13 protein-coding genes are annotated in these 16,213 nt (G+C 71.8%); 8 read left to right on the forward strand and 5 right to left on the reverse strand.

Features of this window, described 5'->3' with window-relative positions:
* Nucleotides 1–74 precede the first annotated feature (74 nt).
* The 3 genes from QQM39_RS12795 to QQM39_RS12805 all read right to left on the reverse strand — a co-directional run bounded on the left by QQM39_RS12795 (nt 75) and on the right by QQM39_RS12805 (nt 4,140).
* A complete protein-coding gene (locus QQM39_RS12795) occupies nt 75–1,346 on the reverse strand; it encodes an MFS transporter (RefSeq protein ID WP_301996831.1) in 1,272 nt (423 codons plus the stop codon).
* A 596-nt stretch (nt 1,347–1,942) separates the two neighbouring features.
* Nucleotides 1,943–2,899 (reverse strand): methylmalonyl Co-A mutase-associated GTPase MeaB, encoded by a 957-nt coding sequence (meaB, locus tag QQM39_RS12800; RefSeq protein WP_302003567.1) that lies wholly within the window; start codon nt 2,897–2,899, stop codon nt 1,943–1,945.
* Between the two features lie 38 nt (nt 2,900–2,937).
* Entirely contained in the window at nt 2,938–4,140 is a 1,203-nt protein-coding gene (locus QQM39_RS12805) for an acetyl-CoA C-acetyltransferase (RefSeq protein ID WP_301996832.1), read from the reverse strand.
* A gap of 148 nt (nt 4,141–4,288) precedes the next feature.
* On the opposite strand from QQM39_RS12805, the gene mce reads away from it, so the two are divergent.
* From mce to QQM39_RS12840, 7 genes are all read left to right on the forward strand, one after another.
* Nucleotides 4,289–4,729 (forward strand): methylmalonyl-CoA epimerase, encoded by a 441-nt coding sequence (gene mce / locus QQM39_RS12810; protein WP_048582912.1) that lies wholly within the window; start codon nt 4,289–4,291, stop codon nt 4,727–4,729.
* Between the two features lie 232 nt (nt 4,730–4,961).
* Entirely contained in the window at nt 4,962–8,810 is a 3,849-nt protein-coding gene (gene scy / locus QQM39_RS12815) for a polarized growth protein Scy (protein WP_301996833.1), read from the forward strand.
* A 183-nt stretch (nt 8,811–8,993) separates the two neighbouring features.
* Nucleotides 8,994–9,929, forward strand: a complete 936-nt coding sequence (locus QQM39_RS12820) for a hypothetical protein (RefSeq protein WP_062709803.1) — start codon at nt 8,994–8,996, stop codon at nt 9,927–9,929.
* Nucleotides 9,930–10,015: 86 nt separating this feature from the next.
* On the forward strand, nt 10,016–10,981 hold the full coding sequence (locus tag QQM39_RS12825) for an ABC transporter ATP-binding protein (protein ID WP_301996834.1): 966 nt from the start codon (nt 10,016–10,018) through the stop codon (nt 10,979–10,981).
* Nucleotides 10,982–10,983: 2 nt separating this feature from the next.
* On the forward strand, nt 10,984–11,754 hold the full coding sequence (locus tag QQM39_RS12830; protein ID WP_301996835.1) for an ABC transporter permease: 771 nt from the start codon (nt 10,984–10,986) through the stop codon (nt 11,752–11,754).
* Nucleotides 11,755–11,892: 138 nt separating this feature from the next.
* Nucleotides 11,893–13,152 (forward strand): ABC transporter ATP-binding protein, encoded by a 1,260-nt coding sequence (locus QQM39_RS12835; RefSeq protein ID WP_301996836.1) that lies wholly within the window; start codon nt 11,893–11,895, stop codon nt 13,150–13,152.
* A complete protein-coding gene (locus tag QQM39_RS12840) occupies nt 13,149–14,018 on the forward strand; it encodes an ABC transporter permease (RefSeq protein ID WP_301996837.1) in 870 nt (289 codons plus the stop codon). The genes QQM39_RS12835 and QQM39_RS12840 overlap by 4 nt, the downstream gene beginning before the upstream one ends.
* Before the next feature lie 19 nt (nt 14,019–14,037).
* Here the strand turns inward: QQM39_RS12840 and QQM39_RS12845 are convergent, their stop codons facing one another.
* Complete coding sequence (locus QQM39_RS12845; protein WP_301996838.1) at nt 14,038–14,379, reverse strand: ATP/GTP-binding protein; 342 nt, start codon at nt 14,377–14,379, stop codon at nt 14,038–14,040.
* A gap of 223 nt (nt 14,380–14,602) precedes the next feature.
* On the opposite strand from QQM39_RS12845, the gene QQM39_RS12850 reads away from it, so the two are divergent.
* Complete coding sequence (locus QQM39_RS12850) at nt 14,603–15,631, forward strand: LLM class flavin-dependent oxidoreductase (RefSeq protein ID WP_301996839.1); 1,029 nt, start codon at nt 14,603–14,605, stop codon at nt 15,629–15,631.
* A 122-nt stretch (nt 15,632–15,753) separates the two neighbouring features.
* Here the strand turns inward: QQM39_RS12850 and QQM39_RS12855 are convergent, their stop codons facing one another.
* The gene (locus tag QQM39_RS12855; RefSeq protein WP_062709786.1) at nt 15,754–16,146 is read right to left on the reverse strand and encodes an SCO5389 family protein; all 393 of its coding nucleotides are present in this window, start codon (nt 16,144–16,146) and stop codon (nt 15,754–15,756) included.
* Nucleotides 16,147–16,213 lie beyond the last annotated feature (67 nt).

Genomic DNA, 16,213 nt, shown 5'->3' on the forward strand with positions numbered 1-16,213 from the left:
ACGCCGACGCCGACGCCGACGCCGACGCCGACGCCGAGCTGAACGGTCACGATGACCGCGGGCGACGTCGGACATCAGGCCGCCCGCACGGCACCCCCGTCCCCCACCTCCCCCACTGTGTCTTCCTCAGGGGCGCCCCTGTCACGGGTGGCGCCCCTCGCCACTGCCACGGCCGCGAGCAGCGTCACCGCACCGGTCACCGCGAAGCACCACCCCGTCGACAGCCGTCCCACCAGCAGCCCGGCGGCCGCGGTGCCCGCCGTACCCCCGGCGTTGACGGCCGTGTTCACCCAGGCCCCGGCCTGGACCCTGGCCTCGGGTGCGGCGGCCTCGTCGGCGATGAGATACGCGGTGGTGATGGCCGGGGCCACGAAGAGCCCGGCGACCGCCATGGCCGACGCGAGTGTGCCGAGGCCCGGGGCCAGTCCCGCGCCGAGCAGCGCCGTCCCCAGGCCTGCGGCCAGCAGCGGCAGCCGTAGCCCTGCCGAAATGCGCCATGCGAAGGCCCCGTTGGCGAGTCCGCCGACGGCGCTTCCGGCCGACATGGCGGCCAGCACCCACGCCACGCTGTCACTGCCGTGGCCGCGCCCCTCGACGAACGCCACGACCAGCAGTTCGACGGCGCCCAGCGCGAGCCCGACGCCCGCCGCGGCGATCACGGGCCGCCCGATCCCGCGCAGCACCCGACGCCGGCTCTTGCCTCGCGCCCTCGCCTTCGCGTGGCCGGGGGCCAGGTCCCGCACCGGGGGCGAGGCCACGAACCCCGCCGTCCCGGCCGCGATCAGCACCGCCCCGACGACGATCCCGAGCGCCGGCGGAGCGAACCCGACGACCACGCCGACCAGCAACGGCCCCGAGACGAACAGCAGTTCCTCGGCGACGGCGTCCAGACTGTAGGCGCGCTGCACCAGCGCCCGGTCAGCGGCGAGCCTGCCCCACAGGGCCCGCATGGTCGGCCCCAGCGGCGGGGTGCAGGCCCCCGCGGCGGCGGTCACGGTACCCAGCACGAGCGGCGAGGCGGCGCCCGGGTGCCAGACGGTCACCGTCAACAGTCCGAGCAGCGCGGTATAGGCCGCGGCCATCGGCACGAGCGCGCGGCGCGGGCCGTGCCGGTCGATCAGGGCCGCCCGCGCGGGCGACAGGAAGACGCTGGTCCCGGAGAACAGCGCCATCACGACGCCCGCCACTGCGTACGACCCGGAGGCCCGGGTCACGGCGAGCATCACGGACAGCGGGACGATGCCGTACGACAGCCTGCCGAGCAGGGCGGCGGCGAAGGTGCGGCGGGCGTACGGGATCCGGAGAACGGCGGCATACGAAGGCCGCACGACAGGCGTGGAAGACACGGGAGTTCCTCGACTCGAGGCGGGAAAGGGGACGCCGAATCGCCGCGACGGTCACGGCCGACGGGCCGTCCACCGTGCGCGGGCAGGGCGAGCCCTATGCCAAGAGGAGGTACATGCGGTTCAACCTAGCAGCGGGGGCCGGGAGTTGCCCACGCCGAAGCCCCGGGTGCCGACCACGTGAAGCTCGCAGCCGCCGCACGGACAGGCCCCACCGAGCCGACGGCGAGACGCCCACGCCGGAACACTCACGCGAAAGGGCCACCGCGCGCACCCGAGCGAGAGGGCCGCTCGGGGTCACCCGCGCGGAAAGGGCCACCAGCACCCACGAGCAACACCCTCACCGCCGACCGCACGGAGAGACCCCGCCGCGCCGACGGCGAGAAGCCCACGCGGGCCACTCGCGTGAAGGGCCGCCGACCATTCGAACCACGCGCTCACAGCGGGCCACGCGAACTGACCCCCACCGCCCCCGAAGCCAGGCCCGGCCCACGAAAGAACCCCACCGCACCCGCAAGCCGGCGTCCGGGGCAGGCCTCAGGAAAGGTCCCCGCCACCCCCCGCGAGCCGCCCCTCGAAGCAGGCCGATGAAGTGGCCGTCAGCCCCGCGTGAGCCCCGCCACCAGTTCGTCCGCCGCCCGGTAGGGATCAAGCTCCCCGGCGGTGATCTTCTCCGCCAGCGCCCCGAGCCGGCGGTCGCCGTGCAGGTCGGCGATGCGTTCGCGCAGGGCGGTGACGGCGATGGTCTCCACCTCGCGGGCGGCGCGGGCGCGGCGGCGTTCCGTGAGGACGCCGTGCTCCTCCATCCAGGCGCGGTGCTTCTCCAGGGCCTCCAGAACCTCGTCGACGCCCTCGGCGCGCGCGGCCACCGTCTTGACGATCGGTGGGCGCCAGTCGCCGGGGCCGCGGGACTCGCCGAGGCCGAGCATGTGGTTGAGCTCGCGGGCGGTGGCGTCGGCGCCGTCGCGGTCGGCCTTGTTGACGACGTAGACGTCGCCGATCTCCAGGATGCCCGCCTTGGCCGCCTGGATGCCGTCGCCCATGCCGGGGGCCAGCAACACCACCGACGTGTCCGCCTGCGAGGCGATCTCGACCTCCGACTGGCCGACGCCGACCGTCTCGACCAGGATCACGTCGCAGCCCGCCGCGTCCAGGACGCGGATCGCCTGGGGGGCCGCCCAGGCCAGACCGCCCAGGTGACCGCGCGTCGCCATCGAGCGGATGTAGACACCGGGGTCGGAGGCGTGGTCGGACATCCGCACCCGGTCGCCGAGCAGGGCGCCGCCCGAGAAGGGCGAGGACGGGTCGACGGCCAGGACGCCGACCCGTTTGCCCTGCTTGCGATACGCCGTCACCAGCGCCGAGGTCGAGGTGGACTTGCCGACACCCGGTGAGCCCGTCAAACCCACCACGTACGCGTTGCCCGTCAGCGGGGCCAGCGCCGCCATGACCTCCCGCAGCTGCGGGGACGCCCCCTCCACCAGGGAGATCAGCCGGGCCACGGCCCGCGGCCGGCCTTCCCTGGCCTGGGCCACCAGGGTGGAGACGTCCTGCATCACAGCTCCGTTCACGAAAGAGGTCCTACAAGGAGAACTCAGGCCTTGGGTACCCGCACGATCAGCGCGTCACCCTGGCCACCGCCACCGCACAGCGCGGCCGCGCCCACGCCGCCGCCCCGCCGCTTCAGCTCCAGGGCCAGGTGCAGGACGAGCCGCGCACCCGACATACCGATCGGGTGACCCAGGGCGATGGCTCCGCCGTTGACGTTCACCTTTTCCGATGACACTCCGAGGTCCTTCATTGACTGCACCGCGACGGCGGCGAAGGCCTCGTTGATCTCGATCAGGTCGAGGTCGGAGACCTCCAGGCCCTCCTTCTTCAGGGCGTGCACGATGGCGTTGGAGGGCTGGGACTGGAGGCTGTTGTCCGGGCCCGCCACGTTGCCGTGGGCGCCGATCTCGGCGATCCAGTCCAGGCCGAGCTCCTGCGCCTTGGCCTTGCTCATGACGACGACCGCGGCGGCGCCGTCCGAGATCTGGGACGCCGAACCCGCCGTGATCGTGCCGTCCCTGGAGAACGCCGGGCGCAGCTTGCCCAGCGACTCGGCGGTGGTCTCCGCGCGGATGCCCTCGTCCTTGCTGAAGAGGACCGGATCGCCCTTGCGCTGCGGGATCTCGACCGGGGTGATCTCGGCCTCGAAGATGCCGTTCTTCTGGGCGGCCGCGGCGCGCTGGTGGGACAGGGCGGCGATCTCGTCCTGCTCGGGGCGCTGGATGCCGAGGCGGGTGTTGTGCTTCTCCGTCGACTCGCCCATGGCGATGCCCTCGAAGGAGTCGGTCAGACCGTCGTACGCCATCGCGTCGATCATCTCGATCGCGCCGTACTTGAAGCCCTCTCGGGACTTCGGCAGCAGGTGCGGGGCGTTGGTCATGGACTCCTGGCCGCCCGCGACGATCACGTCGAACTCGCCGGCGCGGATCAGCTGGTCCGCGAGGGCGATCGCGTCCAGGCCGGACAGACACACCTTGTTGATGGTGAGCGCCGGGACGTTCATCGGGATGCCGGCCTTCACGGCCGCCTGGCGGGCCGGGATCTGGCCCGCGCCGGCCTGGAGGACCTGACCCATGATGACGTACTGCACCTGGTCGCCGCCGATCCCCGCACGGTCGAGGGCGGCCTTGATCGCGAAGCCGCCGAGGTCGGCTCCCGAGAAGGACTTCAGCGAGCCCAGCAAGCGTCCCATGGGCGTACGGGCCCCCGCGACGATCACCGAGGTACTGCTGTTCGTTCCAGACATGAGGTGCGATCCCCTTCCGGCTGCACTGCCGAGGAGTGAACGAGGGTTTACTTCGAATGTACTGAGTGGCACTCCGTGCCGTCACCGGGCCGTCGGTGTGATCGCGCGCACGTTGCGTAACCACCTCGGGGGCGCTGCACTGAGTTCCATGCTGACGCGAATCGACCACATCGGAATCGCCTGTTTCGATCTCGACAAGACCGTCGAGTTCTACCGGGCCACGTACGGCTTCGAGGTGTTCCACTCCGAGGTCAACGAGGAGCAGGGCGTCCGCGAGGCCATGCTCAAGATCAACGACACCTCCGACGGCGGTGCCTCCTACCTGCAGCTTCTCGAGCCCACCCGCCCGGACTCCACCGTCGCGAAGTGGCTCGACAAGAACGGCGAGGGCGTCCACCACATCGCTTTCGGCACCGCGGATGTGGACGGTGACGCCGCCGACATCAAGGACAAGGGCGTACGCGTTCTGTACGAAGAGCCCCGGCGCGGCTCCATGGGGTCACGAATCACTTTCCTGCACCCGAAGGATTGCCATGGCGTACTGACAGAACTGGTCACTTCGGCGCCTGTTGAGTCACCTGAGCACTGACCCTCGTACATATGGGCCGGTAGGGTTGGGGGCGGTCGCCGCTCAGTCCAGGGCGACCCGGCCCCTCCGTCCGACGGGGGGACCGTCCGGGGTCCGGGTTTCGGGGGACGAGGGTGGGGCAACAGCCCGTGCTTCGCCGTTGATCTGACACCATTCCCCGGGGGCCCCGTTCGGCGGATGGACGGTGCTCGTATGGAGAGACTTGCGACCAGGGGACGGATGGGACCGCGCAGTGCGGGGCTACGAACGCCAGGAGCGAGAGCCGGCGGCTGACGTCGACCACCTCTCTCGGTTCGAGGCCGAGATGGATCGGCTGAAGACCGAGCGGGAAAAGGCGATCCAGCACGCCGAGGACCTCGGCTACCAGGTCGAGGTGCTGCGCGCCAAGTTGCACGAGGCGCGGCGCACCATCATGTCCCGGCCCGACTTCGCCGGCGGCGACATCGGCTATCAGGCCGAGCAGTTGCTGCGCAACGCCCAGGTCCAGGCCGACCAGCTGCGCCAGGAGGCGGAGCGGGAGCTGAGCCAGGCCCGCGCGCAGACCCAGCGGATCCTCCAGGAGCACGCCGAGCAGGCCGCCCGGCTCCAGGCCGAGCTGCACCAGGAGGCGGTCACGCGCCGCCAGCAGCTGGACCAGGAGCTGGCCGAGCGGCGGCAGACCGTCGAGTCGCACGTCAACGAGAACGTGGCGTGGGCGGAGCAGCTGCGCGCCCGCACCGAGCAGCAGGCCCGCCGCCTCCTCGACGAGTCGCGTGCCGAGGCCGACCAGGCCATGGCGGCCGCGCGCGCCGAGGCCGAGCGGCTCACGGGCGAGGCCCGCCAGCGGCTCACCAGCGCGGCCGAGGAGGCCCGCGCGGAGGCCGAGCAGATCCTGCGCCGCGCCCGCACGGACGCCGAGCGGCTGCTGAACGCCGCCTCCACGCAGGCCCAGGAGGCCACCGACCACGCCGAGCAGCTGCGCAGCTCCACCGCGACCGAGTCGGACGCCGCCCGCCGGCAGGCCACCGAGCTCAGCCGGGCCGCCGAGCAGCGCATGGCGGAGGCCGAGGAGGCGCTGCGCAAGGCGCAGTCCGAGGCCGAGAAGCTGGTCGCCGAGGCCAAGACGGCCGCCGAGAAGGCCCTGTCGAGCGCCGAGTCGGCCAACGAGCAGCGCACGCGTACGGCGAAGGAGCAGGTCGCCCGTCTGGTCAGCGAGGCCACCAAGGAGGCCGAGTCCACCAAGGCGGACGCCGAGCAGATCGTCGCCGACGCCCGCGCCGAGGCCGAGAAGCTCCTCGCCGAGGCCGCCGAGAAGGCCCGCACGATCACCGCCGAGGAGAGCGCGACCCAGCTGTCCAAGGCGGCCAAGACGGCCGAGGACGTCCTCAACAAGGCGCAGGAGGACGCCCGGAACACCACCAAGGCGGCGGCCGAGGAGGCCGAGCGGATCCGCACGGAGGCCGAGGCCGAGGCGGACCGGCTGCGCGCCGAGGCGCACGACATCGCCGAGCAGCTCAAGGGCGCGGCGAAGGACGACACCAAGGAGTACCGCGCCAAGACGGTCGAGCTGCAGGAGGAGGCCCGCCGGCTGCGCGGCGAGGCCGAGCAGCTGCGCTCCGAGGCGGTCGCCGAGGGCGAGAAGATCCGCGCGGAGGCCCGCAAGGAGGCCGTCCAGCAGATCGAGGAGGCGGCCAAGACCGCCGAGGAACTGCTGTCCAAGGCCAAGCAGGACGCGGACGAGCTGCGCCAGAAGGCCACGACCGACAGCGAGAAGGTCCGCACCGAGGCCATCGAGCGGGCGACGACGCTGCGCCGCCAGGCCGAGGAGACCCTCCAGCGCACCCGTCAGGAGGCCGAGCGGCACCGCGACGAGGTCGTCGAGCAGGCCGAGGGCATCAAGGCCGACGCCGAGCGCGCCGCCCGTGAGCTGCGCGAGGAGACCGAGCGCGGCGTCGAGGCCCGCCGGGCGGAGGCCGCCGAGGAGCTGACGCGGCTTCACGCCGACGCCGAGCAGCGGCTCGCCGCAGCCGAGCAGGCACTCACCGACGCCCGCGAGGAGGCCGCACGCATCCGGCGCGAGGCCGCCGAGGAGACCGACCGGCTGCGCGCCGAGTCCGCCGAGCGGATCCGCACGCTGCAGCAGCAGGCCGAGGACGAGGCCGACCGGCTGCGCAACGAGGCCGCGTCGGACGCGTCCGCGTCGCGTGCCGAGGGCGAGGCCATCGCCGTACGCCTCAGGTCGGAGGCGGCGGCCGAGGCCGAGCGGCTGAAGTCGGAGGCGCAGGACACCGCCGACCGGGTCCGTGCGGAGGCGCAGGCCGCCGCCGAGCGGCTCGCCACCGAGGCGTCCGAGACGCTGGCCGCCGCCCAGGAGGAGGCCGCCCGGCGCCGCCGCGAGGCCGAGGAGACCCTCGGTTCCGCCCGCCAGGAAGCCGACCAGGAGCGTGAGCGGGCCCGCGAGCAGAGCGAGGAGCTGCTGGCCTCCGCCCGCAAGCGGGTGGAGGAGGCGCAGGCCGAGGCGGTGCGGCTGGTCGAGGAGGCCGACCGGCGCGCCACCGAGATGGTGTCGGCGGCCGAGCAGCACGCCCAGCAGGTCCGCGACTCCGTGTCCGGGCTGCACGAGCAGGCCCAGGAGGAGATCACCGGGCTGCGCAGTGCCGCCGAGCACGCGGCGGACCGTACCCGCCGGGAGGCGCAGGAGGAGGCGGACCGGGTCCGCTCCGACGCCTACGCCGAGCGGGAGCGGGCCAGCGAGGACGCGGGCCGCGTCCGGCGCGAGGCGCACGAGGAGTCCGAGGCCGCCAAGTCCCTCGCCGAGCGCACCGTCGGGGAGGCGATCGCCGAGGCGGAGCGGCTGCGGTCGGAGGCTGCCGAGCACGCCCAGCGGGTCCGCACGGACGCGTCGAACACCATCGCCGAGGCCGACCAGGCCGCGTCGCGCACCCGGGCCGACGCCCGCGAGGACGCCAACCGGATCCGGTCGGACGCGGCGACGCAGGCCGACACCCTCATCACCGAGGCTCGCAACGAGGCGGAGCGGCTCCAGTCGGAGACGATCGCGGAGGCCGACCGGGTGCGCACCGACGCGCTCGCCAAGGCCGAGAAGCTGGTCGGGGACGCCACGTCGGAGGCGGAGCGGCTGCGCGCCGAGGCCGCGGAGACGGTCGGGTCCGCGCAGCAGCACGCCGAGCGGGTCCGCAGCGACTCCGAGCGGGTCAAGGCCGAGGCGGCGGCGGAGGCCGAGCGGCTGGTGACGTCCGCGCGCGAGGAGGCCGAGCGCACCCTCGACGAGGCCCGCAAGGCCGCCAACAAGCGGCGTTCCGAGGCGGCGGAGCAGGTCGACAAGCTCATCTCGGAGACCACGGCCGAGGCGGACAAGCTGCTCACCGAGGCGCAGCAGCAGGCGCACAAGACGACCGCGGACGCCGAGGGACAGGCCGACACCATGGTCGGCGCCGCCCGCAAGGAGGCCGACCGGCTCGTCTCCGAGGCGACGGTCGAGGGCAACTCCATGGTGGAGAAGGCCCGTACGGACGCGGACGAGCTGCTCGTCGGCGCCCGCCGGGACGCCACCGCGATCAGGGAGCGCGCGGAGGAGCTGCGCGACCGCATCACGAGCGAGATCGAGGCGCTGCACGAGCGGGCCCGCCGCGAGGCCGCCGAGACGATGAAGTCCACCGGTGACCGCTGCGACGCGCTCATCAAGGCCGCCGAGGAGCAGCTGGCCAAGGCGCAGGCGAAGGCCAAGGAGATCGTCTCGGAGGCCAACTCCGAGGCGGGCAAGGTCCGTATCGCCGCCGTGAAGAAGGCCGAGGGGCTCCTGAAGGAGGCCGAGCAGAAGCGGTCCACGCTGATCAAGGAGGCCGAGGAGCTCAAGGCCGAGGCGATCCGCGAGGCCAAGCGCACGGTCGAGGAGGGCAAGCGCGAGCTGGAGGTGCTCGTCCGGCGCCGCGAGGACATCAACGCCGAAATCTCGCGCGTCCAGGACGTCCTGGAGGCGTTGGAGTCCTTCGAGGCACCGTCCGCGGGCAAGGACGGCGGGGTCAAGGCCGGTGCGACGGTGGGTGCCCCCCGATCGGGTGGCAAGTCGTCAGAGAGCTAGCGCAGCGACCGGGTTCCGGTGTCTCCTGGGGCCTTTGACCAAGTTTTTGGCAAGCCGTCCGACGGTTAGCCACCCAAAAGGGGTCTCATTCTCCAGATCAAACACGTATCCGCTCGATGACACACCGCTTCGGCCCCTAGGATTCCACTTATCACCTCACCGGTCTCATTCGACAGGAACCCCATGAGCGACACTTCCCCCTACGGCTTCGAGCTTGTGCGGCGTGGGTACGACCGCGCTCAGGTGGACGAACGAATCTCCAAGCTCGTCTCCGACCGTGACAGCGCTCTCGCCCGCATCACCGCTCTGGAAAAGCGCATCGAGGAGCTCCACCTCGAGACGCAGAACGCCCAGGCCCAGGTAACCGACGCAGAGCCGTCGTACGCCGGTCTCGGCGCGCGTGTCGAGAAGATCCTCCGCCTCGCCGAGGAAGAGGCCAAGGATCTGCGCGAGGAGGCCCGCCGCGCCGCCGAGCAGCACCGCGAGCTCGCCGAGTCGGCGGCCCAGCAGGTCCGCAACGACGCAGAATCGTTCGCTGCGGAGCGCAAGGCCAAGGCCGAGGACGAAGGCGTCCGAATCGTCGAGAAGGCCAAGAGTGACGCGTCCCAGCTGCGCTCCGAGGCGCAGAAGGACGCGCAGTCCAAGCGTGAGGAGGCCGACGCCCTCTTCGAGGAGACCCGCGCCAAGGCCGCGCAGGCCGCCGCCGACTTCGAGACGAACCTCGCCAAGCGCCGCGAGCAGTCCGAGCGCGACCTGGCGTCCCGTCAGGCCAAGGCCGAGAAGCGCCTCGCGGAGATCGAGCACCGCGCGGAGCAGCTCCGCCTGGAGGCCGAGAAGCTGCGCACCGACGCCGAGCGCCGCGCCCGCCAGACGGTGGAGACGGCTCAGCGTCAGGCCGAGGACATCGTGGCCGACGCCAACGCCAAGGCCGACCGGATCCGTTCGGAATCCGAGCGCGAGCTCGCGGCGCTCACCAACCGCCGCGACAGCATCAACGCTCAGCTGACGAACGTCCGCGAGATGCTGGCGACCCTCACGGGCGCCGCGGTGGCCGCCGCCGGCACCCCGGCCGAGGACGAGCCGATCTCCCGCGGTGTCCCGGCGCAGCAGACCCGGTAACCGTTCGGCGTACGTCGTCTGAACATCTGCGAAGCCCTCTGCCACTCCGGTGGCAGGGGGCTTTGTGGCGTTTTAGCGTGGGCGGCATGATCGAGCTCGAGGGGCTGACCAAGCGGTACGGCGAGAAGGTGGCGGTCAACAACCTCACCTTCACCGTCAGACCCGGCATCGTCACCGGCTTCCTCGGCCCCAACGGCGCCGGGAAGTCCACCACGATGCGGATGGTCCTCGGCCTCGACCACCCCACGGCCGGCGATGTCCGTATAGACGGCAAGCACTACGACGAGCTCAAGGACCCCCTGACGTACATCGGCGCCCTGCTGGAGGCGAAGGCCTGGCACGGCGGGCGCAGCGCCTTCAACCACCTGCTGTGCCTCGCGCAGAGCAACGGCATCCCGAAGCGGCGGGTGCGGGAGGTGCTGGAGACGGTGGGACTCACGGCGGTCGCGCGCAAGAAGACCAAGGGCTTCTCGATGGGCATGGGGCAGCGGCTCGGCATCGCGGGCGCGCTGCTGGGCGATCCGCGGATCCTGATGTTCGACGAGCCGGTCAACGGGCTCGACCCCGAGGGCATCCACTGGATCCGCAACCTGATGAAATCCCTCGCCGCGCAGGGCCGTACGGTCTTCGTCTCCTCGCACCTCATGAGCGAGATGGCGCTGACCGCCGACCACCTCGTCGTCATCGGACAGGGCCGGCTGCTCGCCGACACGTCCATGGCGGACTTCATCGCGCGGAACTCGAAGTCGTACGTCCGGATCCGCACCCCGCAGCGGGAGCTGCTGCTGGACGTGCTGCACACGGCCGGGATCACGGCCGTGGAGACGGGCAACGGCACGCTCGAGGTCGACGGTGGCAAGGCGGAGCAGATCGGGGAGCTGGCGGCGCGGCACGGGGTCGTACTGCATGAGCTGAGCGCGCAACAGGCCTCGCTGGAGGAGGCGTTCATGCAGCTGACCGCGGAGTCGGTGGAGTACCACGCGCACTCCGAGGCTCCGCAGGCGCCGCCTGCCGAGCAGCGCCCGTGGGGCGAAGGCTGGAGGAGGAGCTGACCATGGCAGCCACGCAGGTGATCCGCTCCGAGTGGACCAAGATCCGGTCCGTGGCCTCCACCGTGTGGACGCTCTCCCTCGCCGTGGTGGTCACGATCGCTCTCGGCATGCTGATCTCGGGCCTGTCGGCGAACGAGTTCGACAACATGAGCGAGCGGGACAGGCTCTCCTTCGACCCGACCTTCATCAGCTTCGCCGGGATGACCCTCGGCCAGCTCGCGATGATCGTGTTCGGGGTGCTCGTCGTCTCGAACGAGTACAGCACCGGCATGATCCGCACCTCACTGGCCGCCGTACCGCGGCGGGGCACCTTCCTGTTCAGCAAGATCGCGGTGGCCACCGGCCTCGCGCTCGTCGTCGGCATGGCCACCAGCTTCGTCACCTTCTTCCTCGGGCAGGCGATGCTCGGCGAGCACAAGGCGGCCATCGGTGACCCCGGCGTGCTGCGGGCGGTGATCGGCGGCGGGCTCTACATGACCCTCATCGCGATGTTCTCGATGGGCGTCGCCGCGATGCTGCGCTCGCCGATGCTGTCGCTGGGCATCCTGATGCCGTTCTTCTTCCTGATCTCGAACATCCTGGGCAACGTCCCGGCCACCGAGAAGATCGGCCGCTATCTGCCCGACCAGGCCGGCAGCAAGATCATGCAGGTGGTCACCCCGGTCGACGACGACACCCCGTACGGCCCCTGGGGCGGGCTGGGCATCATGGTGCTCTGGGTGATCGCGGCGCTCGCGGGCGGTTACGCCACGCTCAGGAAACGGGACGCGTAGGGGGACGCCCCGGGCGGGGGAGGCGCCGGCGCAAGGTTTTACCGGCCCTTGGGTGGAACCGTCAGCGCCTCGGTATCCTCCTAACCCTTACGGGGGGCGTGTGCCCCGCTGTCCTGAACCTTTCGATGGGTGCGGAGCATGATCGAGGCTGTCGGCCTGACCAAGCGCTACGGCGACAAGACCGCTGTGTACAACTTGTCCTTCCAGGTGCGGCCCGGTGCCGTCACCGGCTTCCTGGGCCCCAACGGCTCGGGCAAGTCGACGACGATGCGCATGATCCTCGGCCTGGACAACCCGACCGCCGGCCACGTGAGCATCGGCGGCTTCCCGTACCGCAAGCTGCCCAACGCCCCCCGCCAGGTCGGCGCCCTGCTGGACGCCAAGGCCGTGCACGGCGGCCGGGCCGCCCGCAACCACCTGCTGTCCCTGGCCCAGCTGTCCGGCATCCCGGCCCGGCGGGTCGACGAGGTGCTGGGCGTGGTCGGTCTCCAGGACGTGGCCAGGCGGCGCTCGAAGGGCTTCTCGCTCGGCATGGGCCAGCGGCTCGGCATCGCCGCCGCGCTGCTGGGCGACCCGCAGGTGCTGCTGTTCGACGAGCCGGTCAACGGCCTCGACCCCGAGGGCATCCTCTGGGTGCGCAACCTGATGAAGTCGCTGGCGGCCGAGGGCCGGACCGTCTTCGTCTCCTCGCACCTCATGAGCGAGATGGCGCTGACCGCCGACCACCTGATCGTCATCGGGCGCGGACAGCTGCTCGCCGACATGAGCGTGAAGGACTTCATCTCGGCGAACTCCGCCGGGTTCGCCCGGATCCGGACGCCCGACACCGAGCCGCAGCTGCGCGAGAAGCTGGCCGGCGCGCTCACCGAGGCGGGCGGGCATGTGCTGCCCGAGCAGGACGGCGCGCTCCGGGTGACCGGGCTGCCGCTCCCCCGCATCAGCGACATCGCGCACGACTCCGACGTACGGCTGTGGGAGCTGTCACCGCACCAGGCCTCGCTGGAGGAGGCGTACATGCGGATGACGCAGGGCGCGGTGGACTACCGCTCGACGGCCGACCAGAAGGCAGGGCTGATGCAGCAGCTGCCGCCGGGCGCGCAGCCGCCGATGCCGGTCCCGGGTCAGGGCCAGCCCGGCTGGTACGCCCCGCCGCCGCCCGAGCAGGGCGGGCAGGGACCGTACGGCGCCCCTGGCGCGCCCGCTGCGGCGCCGGGAGCGGGTGCGCCCAACCCGTACGCCCAGCAGGCGCCCCAGGCGCCCCAGGCCCCGACCCAGCCCCCTGCCACGCCTCCCCAGGCCCCGGCTCAGCCCCCTGCCGCACCCCCGCAGGCCCTGGCAAAGCCGCCCGCCGCCCCCTCTGCCCCCGCCGCCCCGACCAAGCCCGAGGACGCCCGATGAGCACGCCCCAGCCCCCGATGCCGCAGACCGCCGCACCGAACTGGCAGGCGGCGCCCGGCTCGTCGAACCCCACCTACACCTCGCCGATCCCCGTCGTGCGCACGCACCTCGGGCACGCGCTCGCCTCGGAGTGGACGAAGATCCGGTCGGTGCGCTCCACGATGTGGACGCTCGGCGTGTTCGTGGTGCTCGTCGTCGGCATCGGCCTGGCGGCCGCCGCGCTGGTCGCCGGCAACTCCTCGGACGGCAGTCTGAGCCAGGAGAACCCGCTCTCGTTCGGCTTCTTCGGGCTGCTGCTCGGCAGCATGTGCATCATCACGCTCGGCGTGCTGACCACCGCCTCGGAGTACGGCACCGGCATGATCCGGACCACGATGACCGCCTGCCCGTCCCGCAGCCGGGTCCTGGCGGCGAAGTCGATCGTGTTCTTCGCGGTCGCGTTCGTGGTGACGCTGGTGTCGGCCGGCCTCGTCGCCCTCGCGGACGTGGCCATGCTGGACGCGCGCGAGCCCAGCGGCGAGGAGTGGCTGAAGGGCACGGTCGGCATCTCGCTCTACATCGCGCTGCTCGGCCTGCTCTCGCTCGTCGTCGGGTCGATGATCCGGCACTCGGCGGGCGCGATCACGATCATGACCGGCGTGCTGCTGGCACCACTGGTCATCGCGCTGTTCATGTTCTCGCAGTCGCTGGAGGACCTGCAGCGGGCCCTGTTCGAGTACTCGATCCCGAACCAGCTCAGCGTCTTCTACGAGCAGTCCCTCAGCGATTCCGGCCCGTCCGGCTGGGACCCGCTGTGGATCATGCTCGTCGTGACGGCCGCCGCGTTCGCCGGCGCCTACGCCCTGCTGGAGCGGCGGGACGTGTGAGCCGGTCCGGCCGGACCCTCTAGAACTTCGGCGCGTTACGGGACCGCTGCACCCGCGTGGTGCGGCGGTCCTTCGCGTTCCAGCACGCCTTGTGCCAGTGGCGGCGGTCGTCGACGCCCACGCGGTCCGGCCAGGCGACGACGTGCGGGACGCCGTCCGGGATCAGCTGGTCGCAGCCGGGGCAGCGGTACGCCTTGCCCTGCGCGCTCGCGCCCGCCACATGCCGTACGTTCCAGTCCTCGCCCTGCCAGTTCTCGGCCGACTGCCAGCCGCCGTAACGGCCGGGGCGGTCGTCCTCGGCACTGCGTCCGGACGAGACAGCTCCCTTGGGGCCGTTGGGTCGGTTGCGACGCGGGGACACGGAACACCTCTCGGGGCTATACAGGATGCACGGGTCATGTCCAGCCTACGCGGCACGGACAGGGGTAGTCGTACGGCACCAACCCCCACAAGTCCCTCGCTCCGGCGCTCCATTCTGCAGACAATCCGCAAATCTCTTCGCCAAGCCGTGTCCTCGGCACGTGTCAGACGGTTATGCCGGGCGGGGGAGCTCCGCGTCGGAGCCAAGGAAGCAGGAAAAGGCAATGCACGTAGGAAGTTTCGTGTTGGCGGCCCGGTTCCCGGGACAGGGCGACGGGGAGGCGCTGCACCGCGCGGTCCGCTCCGCCGAGGTCGCCGAGGAAGCGGGGCTCGACACGGTCTGGCTGGCCGAGCACCACTTCGTGCCGTACGGCACCTGTCCGTCCGCGATCACGCTGGCCGCGTTACTGCTCGGCCGCACCGAGCGCCTGCGGGTCGGCACGGCGGTCAGCGTGCTGCCCACCGCGCACCCGGTGGCCCTCGGCGAACAGGCCGCGCTGCTGCACATCACCTCCGGCGGGCGGTTCTCGCTGGGGGTCGGGCGCGGCGGGCCGTGGGTCGACCTGGAGGTGTTCGGCCAGGGCCTCGAGGCGTACGAGGAGGGGTTCCCGGAATCACTCGATCTGCTCATGCGCTGGCTGCGCGAACCGTCGGTCGCGGCCGCCGGGGACCGTTTCGGTTTCCGTGAAGTCCCCGTCGTACCAAGGCCGTCGGAGTGCCTCACGGATGTCGAGGGACCCGAGGTCGTCGTCGCGTGCACCTCGCCGGCCAGCGTGCGCCTCGCGGCCGAGCGCGGGCTGCCGATGCTGCTGGGGATGCATGTGGGCGACGAGGAGAAGGCCGAGATGGTCGCCCTGTGGCGGGAGCTCGCCCGCGCGGCCGGGCGGCCCGCGGAGGAGATCCTCGGCGCGGCCCATGTCTCGGCCGGCGTCTGCCAGATCGCGGACCGGCGCACGGATGCGGTCGAGACCCTGACGAAGGCGATGCCGGGCTGGCTCCGGCAGGGCCTGGAGGCCCACGTGACGGTGGACGGCCGCCATCGCGTGATGCGCGACCCGCTCGCCTACACCGAACTGCTCTGCGGGCTGCACCCGGTGGGCACCCCGCGTCTGTGCGCCGACCGCCTGGCGGCGACCAGCGAACGGACCGGCATCTCCCGCTTCGCCCTGCTCGTGGAGGGCTCGGGCGATCTGGCGGCGACCGAGGAGAACGTACGGCGACTGGGCGCCGAAGTACTGCCGCACCTCGGCTGAACCGCCTCGCCGAGGATGCACGGCTCCCACACGTCCGAACTCCCGGTCCGCCAGAAGGGCTTGCCGCCCCAGTACTGATTGCACCTCCCGCGTACGGAGCGGCAAGCAAGCGGTTCAGCGCGTCAGCAGTCCCTGAATTCCGGGGACTGGTTCAGCAGCTGACTGCGGACCGAGGTGAAGCGCGCGAGCGTCTCGTCGACCGAGGCGTCAAGCGGGAACACCGCCACCCGGTGGCAGTTCTGGAAGGCCAGTCGCACCCCGAAGTGCCGCTGCAGCGCGCCGCGTATCGCGTCACTCGCAAGCGCACGCAGCAGCTGGCCACGTGCCTGCTCGTCCGGCGGGGGCGTCTGGTTGTCGGCGAACTGACCGCCGTCGACCTTCAGCTGAGCCACCAGGGAGCTGATCATCTCCCATGCGTAAGGCAGGGAGGTCCGGACGCAGTCGACGAATTCGGCTTCGTCGACCTCGCCTCGCTCGGCCTGTTCGAGTAGGGCCGGTGAGACGTCGAGCGACATGGGTTCTCCTCTCGCACCCCCAGAACACCAGGGGTTGCCGGACAGATAAGGGAGTTCGCGATATCGG

Source organism: Streptomyces sp. DT2A-34, from assembly GCF_030499515.1.
Lineage (GTDB): Bacteria > Actinomycetota > Actinomycetes > Streptomycetales > Streptomycetaceae > Streptomyces.